This window comes from Streptomyces sp. NPDC052773, from assembly GCF_044547145.1.
Taxonomy (GTDB): domain Bacteria; phylum Actinomycetota; class Actinomycetes; order Streptomycetales; family Streptomycetaceae; genus Streptomyces.
Genome location: NZ_JBITZX010000016.1, coordinates 135,461 through 151,837, shown reverse-complemented (window position 1 = coordinate 151,837; position 16,377 = coordinate 135,461). Strand labels below are relative to the sequence as shown.

Here is a 16,377-nt window from a genome sequence, read left to right as displayed (position 1 = left end):
CGGTCAGCGGGCCTCGGCCGCCCGGACCTCTTCCGCCGTCGGGGCGGTGCCGCCGAGGTGGGCGGGGAGCCACCACGGGTCGTCGGTGTCCTTCGGGCGGACCGGGTAGGCCCGCTGCGCGGCCTCCAGCAGCTCCTGTACGCGCTCGCGCAGCTGGCGGGTCAGGGCGCCGGCGTACTTGTCGCGGGACGCCTCGATCGCCTCGCCCACCCGGATGGTGATCGGGGTGTGGCTGCGCTTGAAGTTGCGCGGCTGGCCCTTGGTCCACAGCCGCTGGGTGCCCCACACGGCCATCGGGATCAGCGGCACGCCCGCCTCCTGCGCCAGCCGCGCGGCGCCCGACTTGAAGCTCTTCAGCGTGAACGACTCCGAGATGGTGGCCTCCGGGAAGACCCCGACGACCTCTCCCGAGCGCAGCGAGTCGAGAGCGTGCGCGTACGCCGCCTCACCCTGCTTGCGGTCCACGGGGATGTGCTTCATTCCGCGCATCAGCGGCCCGGACACCTTGTGCCGGAAGACCGACTCCTTGGCCATGAAACGGACGAGCCGATTCTGCGGCAGTGCCGCGAGTCCGTTGAAGATGAAGTCCAGGTAGCTGATGTGGTTGCTGACCAGCACGGCACCGCCCGAGCGCGGGATGTTCTCCGAGCCCTTGCAGTCGATCTTGAGGTCCCACACCTTGAACATCGTGCGGGCGAGACCGATGACGGGACGGTAGACGAGCTCTGCCATGGACGAAGTGGACCCTTCCTTCTCTCCTGGGAAGGGGCTCCCAGTGGAAAGTTACGCAGCCGTAGGTTTACGGCATGTCGCAGATGGTGCCCCAAGAACGGGCGGGTAGCCAGTCCTGGTGCCCGTATGCGGCGAGATTCTCGTCACGTCGCCCCCATGATCACCTCGGGTTTTTAACCGCCCTTTACTCCGCGCGTTCCGTGACGCGCCGCGCGAGCAGGTACATCTCGTGGCCCAGGGGGCACGCGAACAGCGGGGCTGATCGGGAGCGCCGGGAATCTTTGCGGTTCCGTGAACGCTGAAGACGGGTGACCGCCGGACTGGTGGTGCGCGGACATGCGGGACGAGGGAGACGAGCGGGACGTGGAACAGCGGCTCGACGGGGCCCAGCCGGGCGCGGGTCGGCGGCTCGGTGAGGACGAACCGGCCGCGGGCAAGCGGCTCGGCGAGGCCGAACTGGGTGCCGAACTCGGTCAGCGCGCCACGCTGGTGCAGTTCTCCAGCGCCTTCTGTGCCCCCTGCCGGGCCACCCGGCGGATCCTCGGCGAGGTGGCCGGCATGGTCCCCGGCGTCAGCCATGTGGAGATCGACGCCGAGGCCCACCTGGACCTCGTCCGGCGCCTCGACATCCTCAAGACGCCGACCGTGCTGGTGCTCGACGCCGACGGCCGGATCGTCCGCCGGGCCACCGGCCGACCGCGCAAGGCCGATGTGATCGCGGCGCTCGGCGCAGCGGTCTGAGGCCGACGTGACCCAGCTCCCAGAACCCGGGACGTACTTGACTGTGCATGCCAGCTATCGTCAGCCTGACCTTATGCCTTCGGAACTCCTTCTCCACGGGCGGGCCCACATCGACCTCGCCCGCACCGCGAGCGCACGCTGTCCGGGCTGTTGAGCAGCCACGGACCCGCTCGTCCCCACCCTCAGAAGGCCCATCCCATGACGGCAACGCCCGACCTGGCCGGCCACGCGCCGACCACTCCCGCCCAGCCCACTCCGACCCGGTCCGCCTCGTCCCTGCCCGGCCCCCGCCGGGGCGCGCCGCAGACCGCCTCTCCCGACCTGCTCCGCGCCGTCTTCCGGCGCCACGCGGCCGGCGTCGCGGTGATCACCGCGCGCGGCGCGTCCGGCCCGGTCGGCTTCACCGCCACCTCCCTCACCTCCGTCTCCGCGGACCCCCCGCTGCTCTCCTTCGGCATCGGCACCGGCGCCTCCAGCTGGCCCGCCATCGCGGAGGCGGACCACGTCGGCGTCCACATACTCGGCGAGCACCAGCAGGAGCTGGCCGCCACCTTCGCCCGCAGCGGCGCCGACCGCTTCGGCGCACCCACCGCCTGGCACGACGGCCCCGAGGGCGTGCCCGTCCTCGACGGCGTGCTGGCCTGGCTGGTGTGCCGGGTCCACGCGCGCGTGCCCGCGGGAGACCATCGCATCGTCCTCGCCGAGGTCGTCGTGGGCGACCCCACCGGCACCGGCCGTCCGCTGCTCTACCACCAGGGCCGGTTCGCCGCTCTGCGTGATTGATCACGCCTCGCTCCGCCTGCGGACGCGTCGAGTTCCGGTTACGCTGCGTTGCGAAGGTCACAGTTCAAAGCGCTTGCTTAGCGGGCAGGAACTGGGTGTACTGACGAGTAATATTTCGGCCGGGAGCGCAGGTCGCCCCGGTCGGGAGCGGCCACTTGGGGCGCCTATGCTGCCTGCAAGAGGCAGCCGAGAAATGACGATGCAGTAGGAGAGCCGGCGTGAGCTTGAGGATCGTTGTCACTGTGAAGTACGTGCCCGACGCCACTGGCGACCGGCACTTCGCCGATGACCTGACCGTCGACCGTGACGACGTGGACGGTCTGCTCTCCGAACTGGACGAGTACGCGGTCGAGCAGGCGCTGCAGATCGCGGAGGACGCCGACGACGCCGAGGTCACCGTCCTGACGGTCGGCCCCGAGGACGCCAAGGACGCCCTGCGCAAGGCCCTCTCCATGGGTGCCGACAAGGCCATCCACGTCGAGGACGACGACCTGCACGGCACCGACGCCATCGGCACCTCCCTGGTCCTGGCCAAGGCCATCGAGAAGGCCGGCTACGACCTGGTCATCTCCGGCATGGCCTCCACCGACGGCACCATGGGCGTCGTCCCGGCCCTGCTGGCCGAGCGCCTGGGCGTCCCGCAGGTCACCCTGCTGTCCGAGGTCTCCGTCGAGGACGGCGTCGTGAAGGGCCGCCGCGACGGCGACGCCGCCTCCGAGCAGCTGGAGGCGCAGCTCCCGGCCGTCGTGTCCGTCACCGACCAGTCGGGCGAGGCGCGTTACCCGTCCTTCAAGGGCATCATGGCCGCCAAGAAGAAGCCGGTGGAGTCCTGGGACCTGTCCGACCTGGACATCGAGGCCGACGAGGTCGGTCTCGAGGGTGCCTACACCACGGTCGACTCCGCGGCCGAGCGCCCGGCCCGTACGGCCGGCACGATCGTCAAGGACGAGGGCGAGGGCGGCAAGCAGCTCGCTGAGTTCCTCGCGGGCCAGAAGTTCATCTGAGCCCGGCTTCGCTGACCGCCCCTCAACTTCGCAAGCAGGAGAGAAGAAGTCCCATGGCTGAAGTCCTCGTCTACGTCGACCACGTGGACGGTGCCGTCCGCAAGCCCACCCTGGAGCTGCTGACCCTGGCCCGCCGCATCGGCGAGCCGGTCGCCGTCGCCCTCGGCAACGGCGCCGCCGACACCGCCGCCACCCTCGCCGAGCACGGCGCGGTGAAGGTCCTGACCCACGACGCCGCCGAGTACGCCGAGTACCTGGTCGTGCCGAAGGTCGACGCCCTGCAGGCCGCATACGAGGCCGTCTCCCCGGCCGCCGTGCTGGTCCCGTCCTCCGCCGAGGGCAAGGAGATCGCCGCCCGTCTGGCGCTGCGCATCGGCTCCGGCATCATCACCGACGCCGTCGACCTGGAGGCCGGCGACGAAGGCCCGGTGGCCACCCAGTCGGTGTTCGCCGCCGCCTTCACCACCAAGTCCCGTGTCTCCAAGGGCACCCCGGTCATCACGGTCAAGCCGAACTCGGCCGCCGTGGAGGCCGCCCCGGCCGCCGGTGCGGTCGAGGCCCTGAACGTGACCTTCTCCGACAAGGCCACCGGCACCAAGATCACCGGCCGTACGCCGCGTGAGTCGACCGGCCGCCCGGAGCTGACCGAGGCCGCGATCGTGGTCTCCGGCGGCCGTGGCGTGAACGGCGCGGAGAACTTCGCGATCATCGAGGCCCTCGCCGACGAGCTCGGCGCGGCCGTCGGCGCCTCGCGCGCCGCGGTGGACGCGGGCTGGTACCCGCACACCAACCAGGTCGGCCAGACCGGTAAGTCCGTCTCCCCGCAGCTGTACATCGCCGCCGGCATCTCCGGCGCGATCCAGCACCGCGCGGGTATGCAGACCTCGAAGACGATCGTGGCCATCAACAAGGACCCCGAGGCCCCGATCTTCGACCTGGTCGACTACGGCGTCGTCGGCGACCTGTTCGAGGTCGTCCCGCAGCTGACCGAGCAGGTCAAGGCCCGCAAGGGCTGATCCCCGCACAGCCGCACCGAGGCCCCCGTGACCGCCGACGGTCACGGGGGCCTCGGCGTACCCGGTGCTGTACTGAGGGTGTTGACCAGCCGCAGGTCCGCAGATAGTTTTCATTCAACGGATTGTTGATTCCGTAGAGTGGAAAACAGGAGGGTGTTGGGATGGGTCAGGGTCAGCAGGAGCAGGTGGCGACGAGCCTCTCGGGCGCCGTCGGCGAGGAGATCAGCGCCTCCCTCGCCCCGGTCGACGCCGCACTGGAGCGCCTCTACCCCGGGGACCCCGGCACCCGCCAGCCCGTCCACACCGTCTACGTCCCCGGCGACGCCTTCGCCGCCGACACCATCCGCTCCTGGGGCGACCAGGCCCTCGCCGCCCTCGACGAGCACGCCCCGGACGCCGCGTCCTTCGCCGCCGCCCTCGGCCTCTCCGACGACCTCGCCGAACCCGTCCACGCCCGCGTACGCGCCAAGCTGGAACGCGAACCCATCGAGGACCTGCGCGTCGACTTCGAGGACGGCTACCAGGGCGAGGACGAGGACCGGGACGCCGCCCGCGCCGCCCGCCTGATCGCCGAGGCGTACGAGAACGGCACCGCCGCCCCGTACATGGGCATCCGCATGAAGTGCATGGAGGCCGCCGTCCGCGACCGCGGCATCCGCACCCTGGACATCTTCCTCACCGGCCTGATGAACGCCGGCGGCCTGCCCGGCGGGCTCGTCCTCACCCTCCCCAAGGTGACCTACCCCGAGCAGGTCGCCGCCATGGTCCGGCTCCTGGAGGCCTTCGAGAAGGCGCACGGCCTGGAGCCCGGCCGGATCGGCTTCGAGATCCAGATCGAGACCAGCCAGGCCATCCTCGCCGCCGACGGTACCGCCACCGTCGCCCGCATGATCCAGGCCGCCGAGGGCCGCGCCACCGGCCTGCACTACGGCACCTTCGACTACAGCGCCTGCCTCGGCGTCTCCGCCGCCTACCAGGCCAGCGACCACCCCGCCGCCGACCACGCCAAGGCGATCATGCAGGTCGCCGCCGCGGGCACCGGCGTACGCGTCTCCGACGGCTCCACGAACGTCCTGCCGGTCGGCCCCACCGCGAAGGTCCACGACGCCTGGCGCCTGCACTACGGCCTCACCCGCCGCGCCCTGGCCCGCGCCTACTACCAGGGCTGGGACATGCACCCCGGGCACATCCCCACCCGCTACGCGGCCGTCTTCGCCTTCTACCGCGAGGGCTTCGAACAGGCCGCCGGCCGCCTCGCCCGGTACGCCAACCGGGCCGGCGGCGACGTCATGGACGAGCCCGCCACCGCCAAGGCCCTCAGCGGCTACCTGCTGCGCGGCCTCGACTGCGGCGCCCTCGACATCGCCGAGGTCGCCAAGCTGTCCGGACTGACCCGGGCCGACCTGGAGGGCTTCGCCGCCCCCCGCCGAGGCGACCTGACCCCCTCGGCACGGTAACGGCCCGCCCACGGCGGTCATCCCCCGGGCCGCCGTGCGACCCTGCCCCGCCCCCGCACGCCCGTCAGGACGCGCAGGGGGCGGGGCAGCGGTGTCCCACGGCCCCCTTTGCCCGCAGCGGTACCTTCGGCCCGCTGCGGCGCCTTGTGCGGGGCGTCGGCGGACTCGCGTGGTGAACCCTGTCTTGCTGCTTGGAGTTCGGCGGGCAGGGCGGCAGGGCGGCAGCGGGCAGGGCGCGCTTGCCGGCCGGCAGGGGGGGCGCGGCGCATCCGAGCCGCGGTGCGGGACGCCGTGGCGATCACACAGGCGTATGCGCCGGGCAGCGAACTGCCGTGGACGAGGCCCGCCACTCTGCCGGTCAGCCGGGCCCGCCGGAAGTCTCCTGGCCAGGCACCCGGCGGGTGGGGCAGCGGGTGGTCGCGTGGTGTCCCGCGGCGAGGCCGGGCGTGCGCGGTGAGCGGCCGTAGGGGAGAGTCGCCGGGGCCGGTCACGGGGCCTGCCGTGGGGCCCGGGGTGGGGGCCTCAGTCGGCCGGGGGCAGCTCGCCCGAGCCGCGGGTGATCAGGCGGGTCGGCAGCTCGATCCGCTCCGGGACCACCAGGGAGCCGTCCAGCTGGCGGAACAGCCGCTCGGCGGCGGTCCGGCCGAGCGCGGCCGCGTCCTGGGCGACGACCGTCACGCCCGGCTGGAGCAGATCGGCCAGCTCGATGTCGTCGAAGCCGACCAGGGCCACCCGGCGACTGTGCTCGGCCAGGACCCGGATCACCGTGACGGTGACCCGGTTGTTGCCCGCGAAGACCGCGGTGACCGGCGCCGGGCCGGAGAGCATCTCCTCGGCGGCGCGGCGCACCCGAGCCGGGTTCGTGGCGCCGAGCGACATCCAGGACTCCTCGACCGGTATCCCCGCGTCCTCCATCGCGGCCCGGTACCCGCGCAGCCGCTCCGCCGCGGTGTGGATGCGGGGCATGTCGCCGATGAAGCCGATACGGCGGTGCCCGTGGGCGATCAGATGGGCGACGCCGTCGCGGGCGCCGCCGAAGTTGTCGGCGAGCACCACGTCCGCGTCGATCTTCCCGGCCGGACGGTCCACGAAGACGGTGGCCACGCCCGCCCTGATCTCCGGCTCCAGATAGCGGTGGTCGTCCCCGGCCGGGATCACCACCAGCCCGTCCACCCGCCGCGCGCACAGCGCCAGCACCAGCTCCTGCTCCCGCTCCGGGTCCTCCGCGCTGGAACCGTTGATCAGCAGGGCGCCGTGGGCGCGGGCCACCTCCTCGACCGCGCGGCTCAGCGGGCCGTAGAACGGGTCCGCGAGGTCCTCCAGGACCAGCCCGATGCTCGCCGTACGGCCCTTGCGCAGCACCCGTGCGCTGTCGTTGCGGCGGAAACCCAGGGCCGCTATGGCCTCCTGGACGCGCTGCTCGGTCTCCGGTGTCACGCCCGGCTCGCCGTTGACGACCCGGGAAACCGTCTTCAGTCCGACTCCGGCGCGCGCCGCGACGTCCTTCATGGTGGGCCGGTTGCCGTAGCGGTTCCCGGGGAGACGGTCGGCTCGGCGGATGGTCTCGGGCACGGTGCGGTGTCCTGTCCTGTGATCCACGGGGGTGCGTCGGTCCGTGGGGTTGTACGAGGATGTGGCGTCGAGCATAGAGCCTGGACAACGTTGTCAGACCCGGGAGAGACTGTCCACCGCACATTCCGGCCCCGCGCCCCACCGCAGGACCGGCCGGCCCATCTCCCCTGGTCGACGGGGAGAACCCACCTGGTTGACGGGGAGATCCGACTCTGATGCACACCCACCTCGTGGCCGCGCTCGACATCGGCGGCACCAAGATCGCAGGCGCGCTGGTGGACGGCGGCGGCCGGATCGTGGTGCGCGCGCAGCGCCCGACCCCCGCGCGGGAGGACGGCGACACCGTGATGCGGGCCGTCGAGGACGTCCTCGCCGAGCTGGCCGCCGTGCCGCTGTGGAGCCGCGTGGACGCCGTCGGCATCGGCAGCGCGGGCCCGGTGGACGCCTCCGCCGGCACGGTGAGCCCGGTGAACGTGCCCGGCTGGCGCGGCTATCCGCTGGTCGAGCGGGTCCGGGCGGCGACCGGCGGGCTGCCGGTCGAGCTGATCGGCGACGGGGTGGCGATCACCGCCGCCGAGCACTGGCAGGGCGCCGCGCGGGGGCACGACAACGCGCTGTGCATGGTGGTGTCCACGGGCGTCGGCGGCGGGCTGGTGCTGAACGGGCGGCTGCATCCCGGCCCGACCGGCAACGCGGGCCACATCGGTCACATCAGCGTCGACCTCGACGGCGACCCCTGCCCGTGCGGCGGGCGCGGCTGCGTCGAGCGCATCGCGAGCGGCCCGAACATCGCCCGGCGCGCCCTGGAGAACGGCTGGCGGCCCGGCCCGGACGGCGACGCCTCCGCCGTCGCGGTGGCCGCCGCGGCCCGTGCCGGCGACCCCGTCGCCGTGGCCTCCTTCGAGCGGGCCGCCCGCGCGCTGGCCGCCGGCATCGCGGCCACCGCGACCCTCGTCGAGATCGACATCGCCGTGATCGGCGGCGGGGTGGGCAAGGCGGGCGACGTACTGTTCACGCCCCTGCGCCGGGCCCTCGCCGACTACGCCACCCTCTCCTTCGTCCGGCACCTCGACATCGCCCCCGCCCAGACGGGCACCGACGCGGGGCTGGTGGGCGCGGCGGCGGCGGTTCTCGCCGGGCGCCGGGACGCGGCCGCGGCGGGCGTGTGACGGCGCGGGATCGTTCCGGCCCGCGCGGGAGTATGCAGTTGCGGCAGTTGCGGCAGTTGCGGCACTCGGCACTCGCGGCTCCCGCGGCACTCGCCGCGCGAGATGGCGCCCGGGCGCGGAAGATGACGCCTGGGCGCACGGGATGACCTTCTGACCGCGAGGGTCTGCGAACTCGCCACGCGGGCCCAGGCACCCGAACGCGGGTCTACGCCCCGCCGCGCGAGGCGACGGGCTCACGGCGCGGAGAACGTCCTCCTGCGCGGACGACGCCCTTCTGCAGGGACGACGCCCCCGCCCCGCACGGACGACGCCCTCCCGCGCGGACGACGGCCCCGCCCCGCGAGGCGGCGCGCTCACGCCGGGGCGACGCACTCGCCGTCCGGGTGTGACCGGGTGCGAGGCCGCGCGCTCACCCCCGGGACGACGCACTCTCCGTCCGGGCGTGACCTGGCGCCCGGTCAGCAGTTGAACGGGCATGAAGAAGCGCAGCATGCTCGCCATCGCCTCCCTCGCCACCGGATTCGTCGTCGCGGCGGTCACGCCGTCGCACGCGCTCGGGGAACAGCTGTCCGGCCCCAACGTGGGCGACACCGTCAGCAGCCTCGACCCGGTCCTCGCCACCGACAGCCTGGACACGTCCGGCGACGACGACCCCGGCGACCAGGAGAACTGACCGAGCGGCAGGGCCCTGAGGCGCCGGCTCCCCGCCAGGGGGACCGGCGCCTTCCGTTTGTGCGCCCTCAACGGGGGCTGGTTTCCATGGCAGGGTGGAGCGGGCAAGCCACAGGGGGCCAACAGAAGAGGGGGAAACGTGACCGTCGTCTGGATCAACGGCACGTTCGGTGCGGGAAAGACGACCACCGCACGGGAACTGATCGAACTGATCCCGAACAGCACGCTCTTCGACCCCGAGGTCATCGGAGGCGCACTCGCACATCTGCTGCCGGCCAAACACCTCGCCGAGGTCGGCGACTTCCAGGATCTGCCGATCTGGCGCCGGCTCGTCATCGACACGGCGGCCGCGATGCTGGCCGAGCTCGGCGGCACCCTCGTGGTCCCCATGACCCTGCTCCGCCAGGACTACCGGGACGAGATCTTCGGTGGGCTCGCCGCCCGCCGGATCACGGTCAGCCATGTGCTGCTCGCCCCGGCTGAAACGATACTGCGGGAGCGGATAGCCCACCGGGAGATCCCCCCGGACCTCCCCGACGGCGAGATACGGATACGGCAGTGGGCCTACGACCACATCGAGCCGTACCGCGCCGCCCTCGCCTCCTGGCTCGCCGCCGACGCCCATCTCGTCGACAACGGCGCCCTCACGCCCTACGAGACAGCCGTCCGCATCGCGGAGGCCGTCGCCGCGGGCGAGGTCCCCGCGTGCGACATCGTGCAGACCCCCGAACCCACCGCGGAGACGCTGGCCGCCGGCGTCCTCCTCTTCGACGAGCAGGACCGCGTGCTGCTCGTCGACCCCACCTACAAGCCCGGCTGGGAGTTCCCCGGCGGCGTCGTGGAGCCCGGCGAGGCACCCGCCCGGGCGGGGATCCGCGAGGTCGCCGAGGAGACCGGCATCCGCCTGACGGACGTACCGCGCCTGCTCGTCGCCGACTGGGAGCCGCCCGCACCACCCGGCTACGGCGGGCTGCGCCTCCTCTTCGACGGCGGACGCCTCGACTCCGCCGAGACCGCCCGGGTCCTGCTGCCCGGACCCGAACTGCGCGCCTGGCGCTTCGTCACCGAACAGGAAGCCGCCCACCTGCTGCCGCCCGTCCGCTACGAACGCCTGCGCTGGGCCCTGCGCGCCCGCGAGCGCGGAGCGGCCCTGTACCTGGAGGCGGGCATCCCGGTCGGTGACCGGCACGACGGGACTTCGCCGGACAGACCCTAAGCTTCAGACCCTAGACAGCGGACTCCGCCGCCCTCCTGAGCACCGCCCCGGCCCCTCCGACCACCGGATCCCCGTGTCCGAAGCAGGCCACCTCCGTGTCGAGTCCGGCCAGCCGACGGAACGACGCGAGGGTGCGCGCCCGGTCCAGGTTGAAGACGCCCGGCATCACCGCGCCGTCCACCGGGGACGCGGCCACCGTGTCCCCGGTGAACAGCACCGCGTGCCGCGGCAGATGGAACGCGACGCTGCCCTCCGTGTGGCCGGGGACGTGGACGACCCGCGCCCCGCCGCCGAAGCCGAGGAGGTCGCCGTCGGACACCTCCGTCACCTCCGCCGGACGCGGGAAGTCGTCCGGCGGGAGGTGCCTGGCCGCCTCCGCGTGGATCGGGCGCTCCCAGTCCTCGAACACCGGCGGCGGACCCGGCAGTTCACCCCGGACGTACGGCGCGTCCAGACCGTGGGCGTACACCTCCGCCCCGCTCAGCGCGGCGAACTCGGCCGCCCCGCCCACATGGTCCTCGTGGAAGTGGGTGAGCACGATCCGCCGTACGTCGCCCGGGACCCGGCCGAGCCCGGCGACCGCCTCGGCGAGCGCCGCGCCCGAGCCGCCCGGACCGGCGTCGATCAGGGTCAACTCGTCCCCGTCCCGCCACAGATAGGCCTGGCCGACCGGGAAACGCAGCAGATGCAGACGGGGGAGGAGTTCGATGACGTCCATGGCAGGACGGTAGAAGGCCCCCCGCTCCGAGGCGAGGGGCCTTAGCCGAGGGCAGAGCGGAGGCGGTGCCTCAGCTCGCCGCGTAGTTGCGCAGGAACAGCGCCTCCGCCACGGACAGGCGCTCCAGCTCCTCGGGCGACACGCTCTCGTTCACCGCGTGGATCTGCGCCTCCGGCTCGCTCAGGCCGATCAGCAGGATCTCCGCGCGGGGGTAGAGCGCGGCGAGGGTGTTGCACAGCGGGATCGAGCCGCCCTGGCCGGCGTACTGCATCTCCTGGCCCGGGTAGGCCACCGCCATCGCGTCGGCCATCGCCTGGTACGCGGGGCTGGTCGTGTCGGCGCGGAACGGCTGGCCCTGGCCGATCTGCTCGGTGCTCACCCGCGCGCCCCACGGCGTGTGCGTCTCCAGGTGCGCCTGGAGCAGCTTCGTCGCCTCCACCGCGTCCATGCCCGGCGGCACCCGCAGGCTCACCAGGGCCCGGGCGCTCGCCTGCACCGACGGGGTCGCGCCGACCACCGGCGGGCAGTCGATGCCGAGCACGGTGACCGCGGGCCGCGCCCAGATGCGGTCGGCGACCGTCCCGGAACCGATCAGCTCCACGCCGTCCAGCACCTTGGCGTCCTTGCGGAACTGCTCCTCGTCGTACTGCAGACCTTCCCACGACGCGTCCCCGGACAGCCCGTCCACCGTCGTCGAGCCGTCCTCGGCGCGCAGCGAGTCCAGGACGCGGATCAGCGCGGCCAGCGCGTCCGGCGCGGCACCGCCGAACTGGCCCGAGTGCAGATTGCCCGCCAGGGTGTCGACCTGCACGCGCACCAGGGTCATCCCGCGCAGCGTCGAGGTGACCGTCGGCAGGCCCACGCGGAAGTTGCCCGCGTCGCCGATCACGATGGTGTCGGCCTCCAGCAGCTCCGGGTGCGCCTCGGCGTACCGCTCCAGACCTCCCGTGCCCATCTCCTCGGAGCCCTCGGCGATCACCTTGACGTGCACCGGTATGCCGCCGTTCGCCTTCAGCGCGCGCAGCGCCAGCAGGTGCATGATCACGCCGCCCTTGCAGTCGGCGGCGCCCCGCCCGTACCAGCGGCCGTCCCGTTCGGTCAGCTCGAACGGCGGGGTGGTCCAGGCCGCCTCGTCCAGCGGCGGCTGCACGTCGTAGTGCGCGTACAGCAGCACCGTCTTCGCGCCCTCCGGCCCGGGCAGGTAGCCGTACACCGACTGGGTTCCGTCCGGGGTGTCGAGCAGGGCCACGTCCTGGAAGCCCTCCGCGGTGAGCGCGTCCGCGATCCAGCGGGCGGCTCCCTCGCTCTCTGTCTTCGGGAACTGGTCGAAGTCCGCCACCGACTTGAAGGCCACCAGTTCGGTGAGCTCCGCCTTCGCCCTGGGCATCAGCGAGGCGACGGTCTCGGCGACCGGATTCGACGACATGGGCACGCTCCTTGTGGGTGCGACGTTGTTACGGGTGCGGATACTGCCGATCCTCCCACAGCGGCCATCCGCGATCTTCGCCGTAGGATGCGAAGGACATGGGGGACCCCTGCCCGAGGAACCGAGGGCCTGGGGAAGCGGCAGGCGGCGGATCGGGAGCAGCAGACCATCGTGAGCAGCGAGAACTCTTCGGCGGACGACGTGCGGCAGGTGTGGGACGTCGTCGTGGTGGGCGCGGGACCCGCGGGGGCTTCGGCCGCCTACGCGGCGGCGGTCGCCGGACGGCGTGTGCTGTTGCTGGAGAAGGCGGAGCTGCCCCGCTACAAAACCTGCGGCGGCGGCATCATCGGGCCCTCGCGCGACGCCCTGCCGCCCGGCTTCGAGCTGCCGCTCAAGGACCGCGTGCACGCGGTGACGTTCTCCCACAACGGCCGCTTCGCCCGCACCCGGCGCTCCAAGCAGATGCTCTTCGGGCTGATCAACCGGCCCGAGTTCGACCAGCGGCTGGTCGAGCACGCGCAGAAGGCGGGCGCCGAGCTGCGCACCGGCGTCACCGTCCAGCGGGTCGAGCAGCACGGCTCGGCGGTCCCGGACCGGCGCACGGTCGCCGTCGTCCTCCAGGGCGGCGAGACGCTGCTCGCGCGGGCCGTCGTCGGCGCGGACGGCAGCGCCAGCCGGATAGGAGCGCACGTCGGCGTGAAGCTCGGTCAGGTCGACCTCGGCCTGGAGGCGGAGATCCCGGTGCCGGAGACGGTCGCCGAGGACTGGAAGGGGCGCGTCCTCATCGACTGGGGGCCCATCCCGGGCAGTTACGGCTGGGTGTTCCCCAAGGGCGACACGCTCACCGTCGGCGTGATCTCCGCGCGCGGCGAGGGCGCCGCGACCAAGCGGTACCTGGAGGACTTCATCGGGCGGCTCGGACTCGCGGGCTTCGAACCGAGCATCTCCTCCGGGCACCTCACCCGCTGCCGTGCCGACGACTCGCCGCTGTCGCGCGGGCGGGTGCTGGTGTGCGGGGACGCGGCGGGGCTGCTGGAGCCGTGGACCCGCGAGGGCATCTCGTTCGCGCTGCGCTCGGGGCGGCTCGCGGGGGAGTGGGCGGTGCGCATCGCCGAGGCCCACGACGCCGTGGACACGCGCCGGCAGGCCCTGAACTACGCGTTCGCGATCAAGGCGGGGCTGGGCGTGGAGATGGCCGTCGGCAGGCGGCTGCTCCAGGCGTTCGAGCGGCGGCCCGGCCTGTTCCACGCGGCGCTGACCGGTTTCCGGCCGGCCTGGCGGGCGTTCATGGACATCACGCGCGGCTCGACGTCCCTGGGCGAGATCGTCCGGACCCGGCCGATCGCCCAGCGTGCCCTCACCATGCTGGACCGGCGCTCCGCGGCGGAGCCCCCGGCCGGGACCGAGAACGAGTCCGGGAGCGGGGCGGCCGGGGCCGAGGTCAGCTCGTCGTCCTGACCGAGGTCGTCTCGATGCGGAAGACGGGGTGGTCGGGGGCGATCCGGCGCAGCTCGGCGTCGGGGGAATCCGGGCCGACGCCGTCGAAGAACACGCCCACCTCGGCCTTCCACCGCTTGAGGTAGGCGCGCAGGAGTTGCGGTTTGTCGTCGTCGGCGACCTCGGTCGCGGTGAAGGCCTCCACGGTCCGGCCGAGGCGCAGCTCGCCGCCGCCTGCCGCGCGCATGTTGTGCGTCCACTGGACGTGGCCGCGCGGCGCGACGAGATACCGCCGGCCGTCGACGGTCAGCAGGTTCACCGGCGTGGTCCGCCACTGGCCGCTCTTGCGCCCGCGGACCGCGAGGACGCGCGAGCCCCAGATGCTGATGCCGCGGCGGGCCAGCCAGGCGACGGTGCGGTTGAAGACGTTGACGGTGAGCCAGCCGGGCTTGCGGACGTGGGTGGGCATGGGGTTCCCCCTTGTGAGGTCACGCGTGGGCGTGGCCGTGGTCTCAGTACTCGTTGTGTGAGCACTGCTCTCGGTTGAGAGCAGTGTGCATGAGAGCGCTGACCCAAAGCAAGAGCAATGCTCTCGAATGTGTGCGGTGCTCTGGGGTGAGTGCATCGCTCTCGTCTCTGTGCGCCGCTCTCGTCCGTGTGCACTGCTCTCGTTTGTGTGCACCGCTCCGAAAAGCATGGAAGACTGCCCGCCATGAGCAGCACCGACACGGCACGCAACACGGCAGGCACCCCCAGCGCCCCGCGCGGCGCCCGCGCCCGAGCCCGTATCGAAGTCACCGAGGCCATCAAGGAAGAGGCCCGTCGGCAACTCGCGGTCGACGGCGCCGCCAAGCTCTCCCTGCGCGCGGTCGCCCGCGAGCTGGGCATGGTCTCCTCCGCGCTCTACCGCTACTTCCCCAGCCGCGACGACCTGCTGACCGCGCTCATCATCGACGCCTACGACTCCCTCGGCGAGGCCGCGGAGGCCGCGCACGACGCCGTCGCCGACGCCGCACCGGTACGGCGCTGGACGGCCGTGTGCGAGGCGGTCCGCGCCTGGGCGCTCGCGCATCCCCACGAGTACGCCCTGATCTACGGCTCGCCCGTGCCCGGCTACACCGCCCCGCAGACCACGGTCCCGCCCGCCGCCCGCGTCGGGCACCTCCTGATCCGTATCGTGCGCGACGCCCACCGGGGCAAGGGCGTCGCCAAGACCCCGCTGCCCGCCGAACTCCGCACCGAGGCCCAGCGCATCGCCGCCGACCTCGCCCCCGATCTCCCGCCCGAGGTCGTGGCCGTGCTGGTCGCGGCCTGGGCGCAGCTCTTCGGGCTGGTCGGCTTCGAGGTCTTCGGCCAGTTCAACCGGATCGTCGAGGACCGCGAGCCGTTCTTCCACCACGCGGTGGGTCGACTGGCCCACTCCGTGGGGCTGGTCCACGAGTGAGCCCCGAGCGGCCGTAAGCCATGGAGGAGTTGCGCCGTGCGCGTTCCGGCCTGCACGTGCAGCAGCCGGCACGGTGGCTCAGCATCCGGCGACCGGCCCCGGGTATACGGAACGCCACGACCACAAGGCCTCTCACGTGAGGAGCGGACCGTGACCGACGACGCGTATCTCGTCCTGCTGCCCGGCGTGGCCACCGCGCTCGGTGTGCCTCCCGCTGCTGTCGGTGACCTCGCCTGCATGGACACCCCTGCCGTACAGCAGTGGCTCCGAGCCCAGGGGGTCACGGTGGCGTCCCCCGCGCTCCGCCTGGTGCCGCCTGAGGAGACGGCGGCCATCCCGGAGGACGCCGAGCGGCTGCCTGTGCCTCTCGGCGATGAGGAACTGAGCCGCCTGCGCCAACGGACCGCTCCGCCGGAGCAGGCCCGGCTGGAGGAGGAACTGCTTGCCTACCGCTCGTGCACGGACGGTCGCGACGCCCTGCTCGCCCGTGCCCTGGCAGCCGGTGTCCCGGCGCACCGCATCGCGGAACTGACCGGTGAGGACCTGGCCACCGTCAAGGCACTCACCCGCTGAGGACCCGTCGGCTGCCGGGCCGGGCTTCCTCCCGTTCACGCAAGAGCGAAGGAGAGTACGACGGAGCGGCAGTGAGGCGGGAGGGGCACGTCGACCACGCCGCGAGCACCGTGGCCGAGACGGTGGTGTCCGTGCTGCGGTCGCTCACCGAGGAACGGTCGCCAGGGTCTCGCCGAGGCGGAGGCGGGCGGCCGGCCTCGTAGGCGGTGAGGGCGTCGGAGGGACGGCCGGTGCGGCACAGGGCCGGCATCAGGAGTTCGTCGAGGCGTTCGCGCAGCGGGTGGGCGGCGACGAGGCGGACGAGTTCGTGGGCGTACGCGCTGGCCGGGCGGGCCAACTGGTGGGCGCCGCGCCCGCTGCGCCGGATACGACTCGGGGAGGACGGCGGGGCCCGGGCGGACGTACCCCGTGAGGAGT

The 16,377-nt window shown here is 72.9% G+C and carries 17 protein-coding genes; 11 read left to right on the top strand and 6 right to left on the bottom strand.

Annotated elements, in window-relative coordinates; all coding sequences use genetic code 11:
* Nucleotides 1-3 precede the first annotated feature (3 nt).
* On the bottom strand, nucleotides 4-732 hold the full coding sequence (locus ACIG0D_RS29395) for a lysophospholipid acyltransferase family protein (RefSeq protein ID WP_399806712.1): 729 nt from the start codon (nucleotides 730-732) through the stop codon (nucleotides 4-6).
* 336 nt (nucleotides 733-1,068) lie between these two features.
* On the opposite strand from ACIG0D_RS29395, the gene ACIG0D_RS29390 reads away from it, so the two are divergent.
* The 5 genes from ACIG0D_RS29390 to ACIG0D_RS29370 all read left to right on the top strand — a co-directional run bounded on the left by ACIG0D_RS29390 (nucleotide 1,069) and on the right by ACIG0D_RS29370 (nucleotide 5,733).
* Entirely contained in the window at nucleotides 1,069-1,473 is a 405-nt protein-coding gene (locus ACIG0D_RS29390) for a thioredoxin family protein (protein ID WP_399806709.1), read from the top strand.
* Nucleotides 1,474-1,671: 198 nt separating this feature from the next.
* Nucleotides 1,672-2,256: a flavin reductase family protein gene (locus ACIG0D_RS29385; protein WP_399806706.1), complete on the top strand. Its 585-nt coding sequence runs from the start codon at nucleotides 1,672-1,674 to the stop codon at nucleotides 2,254-2,256.
* A 218-nt stretch (nucleotides 2,257-2,474) separates the two neighbouring features.
* Complete coding sequence (locus ACIG0D_RS29380; protein ID WP_365766771.1) at nucleotides 2,475-3,260, top strand: electron transfer flavoprotein subunit beta/FixA family protein; 786 nt, start codon at nucleotides 2,475-2,477, stop codon at nucleotides 3,258-3,260.
* 53 nt (nucleotides 3,261-3,313) lie between these two features.
* Entirely contained in the window at nucleotides 3,314-4,276 is a 963-nt protein-coding gene (locus ACIG0D_RS29375; RefSeq protein ID WP_399806703.1) for an electron transfer flavoprotein subunit alpha/FixB family protein, read from the top strand.
* A gap of 161 nt (nucleotides 4,277-4,437) precedes the next feature.
* Nucleotides 4,438-5,733 carry a DUF6986 family protein gene (locus tag ACIG0D_RS29370; protein ID WP_399806701.1) on the top strand — a complete coding sequence of 432 codons (1,296 nt, stop codon included), beginning with the start codon at nucleotides 4,438-4,440 and terminating at the stop codon, nucleotides 5,731-5,733.
* A 522-nt stretch (nucleotides 5,734-6,255) separates the two neighbouring features.
* Here ACIG0D_RS29370 and ACIG0D_RS29365 read toward each other — a convergent pair.
* On the bottom strand, nucleotides 6,256-7,305 hold the full coding sequence (locus tag ACIG0D_RS29365) for a LacI family DNA-binding transcriptional regulator (RefSeq protein ID WP_399806698.1): 1,050 nt from the start codon (nucleotides 7,303-7,305) through the stop codon (nucleotides 6,256-6,258).
* 215 nt (nucleotides 7,306-7,520) lie between these two features.
* On the opposite strand from ACIG0D_RS29365, the gene ACIG0D_RS29360 reads away from it, so the two are divergent.
* From ACIG0D_RS29360 to ACIG0D_RS29350, 3 genes are all read left to right on the top strand, one after another.
* The gene (locus tag ACIG0D_RS29360; protein ID WP_399806695.1) at nucleotides 7,521-8,474 is read left to right on the top strand and encodes an ROK family protein; all 954 of its coding nucleotides are present in this window, start codon (nucleotides 7,521-7,523) and stop codon (nucleotides 8,472-8,474) included.
* Nucleotides 8,475-8,949: 475 nt separating this feature from the next.
* Nucleotides 8,950-9,147 (top strand): hypothetical protein, encoded by a 198-nt coding sequence (locus tag ACIG0D_RS29355; protein ID WP_399806692.1) that lies wholly within the window; start codon nucleotides 8,950-8,952, stop codon nucleotides 9,145-9,147.
* A 138-nt stretch (nucleotides 9,148-9,285) separates the two neighbouring features.
* Nucleotides 9,286-10,362, top strand: a complete 1,077-nt coding sequence (locus ACIG0D_RS29350) for an NUDIX domain-containing protein (protein WP_399806690.1) — start codon at nucleotides 9,286-9,288, stop codon at nucleotides 10,360-10,362.
* A 10-nt stretch (nucleotides 10,363-10,372) separates the two neighbouring features.
* Here the strand turns inward: ACIG0D_RS29350 and ACIG0D_RS29345 are convergent, their stop codons facing one another.
* Together ACIG0D_RS29345 and ACIG0D_RS29340 are read right to left on the bottom strand one after the other, a co-directional pair.
* Complete coding sequence (locus tag ACIG0D_RS29345) at nucleotides 10,373-11,080, bottom strand: MBL fold metallo-hydrolase (RefSeq protein WP_399806687.1); 708 nt, start codon at nucleotides 11,078-11,080, stop codon at nucleotides 10,373-10,375.
* A gap of 70 nt (nucleotides 11,081-11,150) precedes the next feature.
* The gene (locus ACIG0D_RS29340) at nucleotides 11,151-12,506 is read right to left on the bottom strand and encodes a dipeptidase (protein ID WP_399806683.1); all 1,356 of its coding nucleotides are present in this window, start codon (nucleotides 12,504-12,506) and stop codon (nucleotides 11,151-11,153) included.
* A gap of 171 nt (nucleotides 12,507-12,677) precedes the next feature.
* Between ACIG0D_RS29340 and ACIG0D_RS29335 the strand changes: the two genes are divergently transcribed.
* Complete coding sequence (locus tag ACIG0D_RS29335) at nucleotides 12,678-13,964, top strand: geranylgeranyl reductase family protein (protein WP_399806680.1); 1,287 nt, start codon at nucleotides 12,678-12,680, stop codon at nucleotides 13,962-13,964.
* Here ACIG0D_RS29335 and ACIG0D_RS29330 read toward each other — a convergent pair.
* Complete coding sequence (locus tag ACIG0D_RS29330; RefSeq protein ID WP_399806678.1) at nucleotides 13,948-14,412, bottom strand: nitroreductase family deazaflavin-dependent oxidoreductase; 465 nt, start codon at nucleotides 14,410-14,412, stop codon at nucleotides 13,948-13,950. The genes ACIG0D_RS29335 and ACIG0D_RS29330 overlap by 17 nt on opposite strands.
* Before the next feature lie 243 nt (nucleotides 14,413-14,655).
* On the opposite strand from ACIG0D_RS29330, the gene ACIG0D_RS29325 reads away from it, so the two are divergent.
* Together ACIG0D_RS29325 and ACIG0D_RS29320 are read left to right on the top strand one after the other, a co-directional pair.
* Entirely contained in the window at nucleotides 14,656-15,387 is a 732-nt protein-coding gene (locus ACIG0D_RS29325; RefSeq protein ID WP_399806675.1) for a TetR/AcrR family transcriptional regulator, read from the top strand.
* Nucleotides 15,388-15,537: 150 nt separating this feature from the next.
* On the top strand, nucleotides 15,538-15,960 hold the full coding sequence (locus ACIG0D_RS29320; protein WP_399806672.1) for a DUF6003 family protein: 423 nt from the start codon (nucleotides 15,538-15,540) through the stop codon (nucleotides 15,958-15,960).
* On the opposite strand, the gene ACIG0D_RS29315 is transcribed toward ACIG0D_RS29320, so the two are convergent.
* A complete protein-coding gene (locus tag ACIG0D_RS29315; protein WP_399806670.1) occupies nucleotides 15,950-16,297 on the bottom strand; it encodes a BTAD domain-containing putative transcriptional regulator in 348 nt (115 codons plus the stop codon). The genes ACIG0D_RS29320 and ACIG0D_RS29315 overlap by 11 nt on opposite strands.
* Nucleotides 16,298-16,377: the final 80 nt, after the last annotated feature.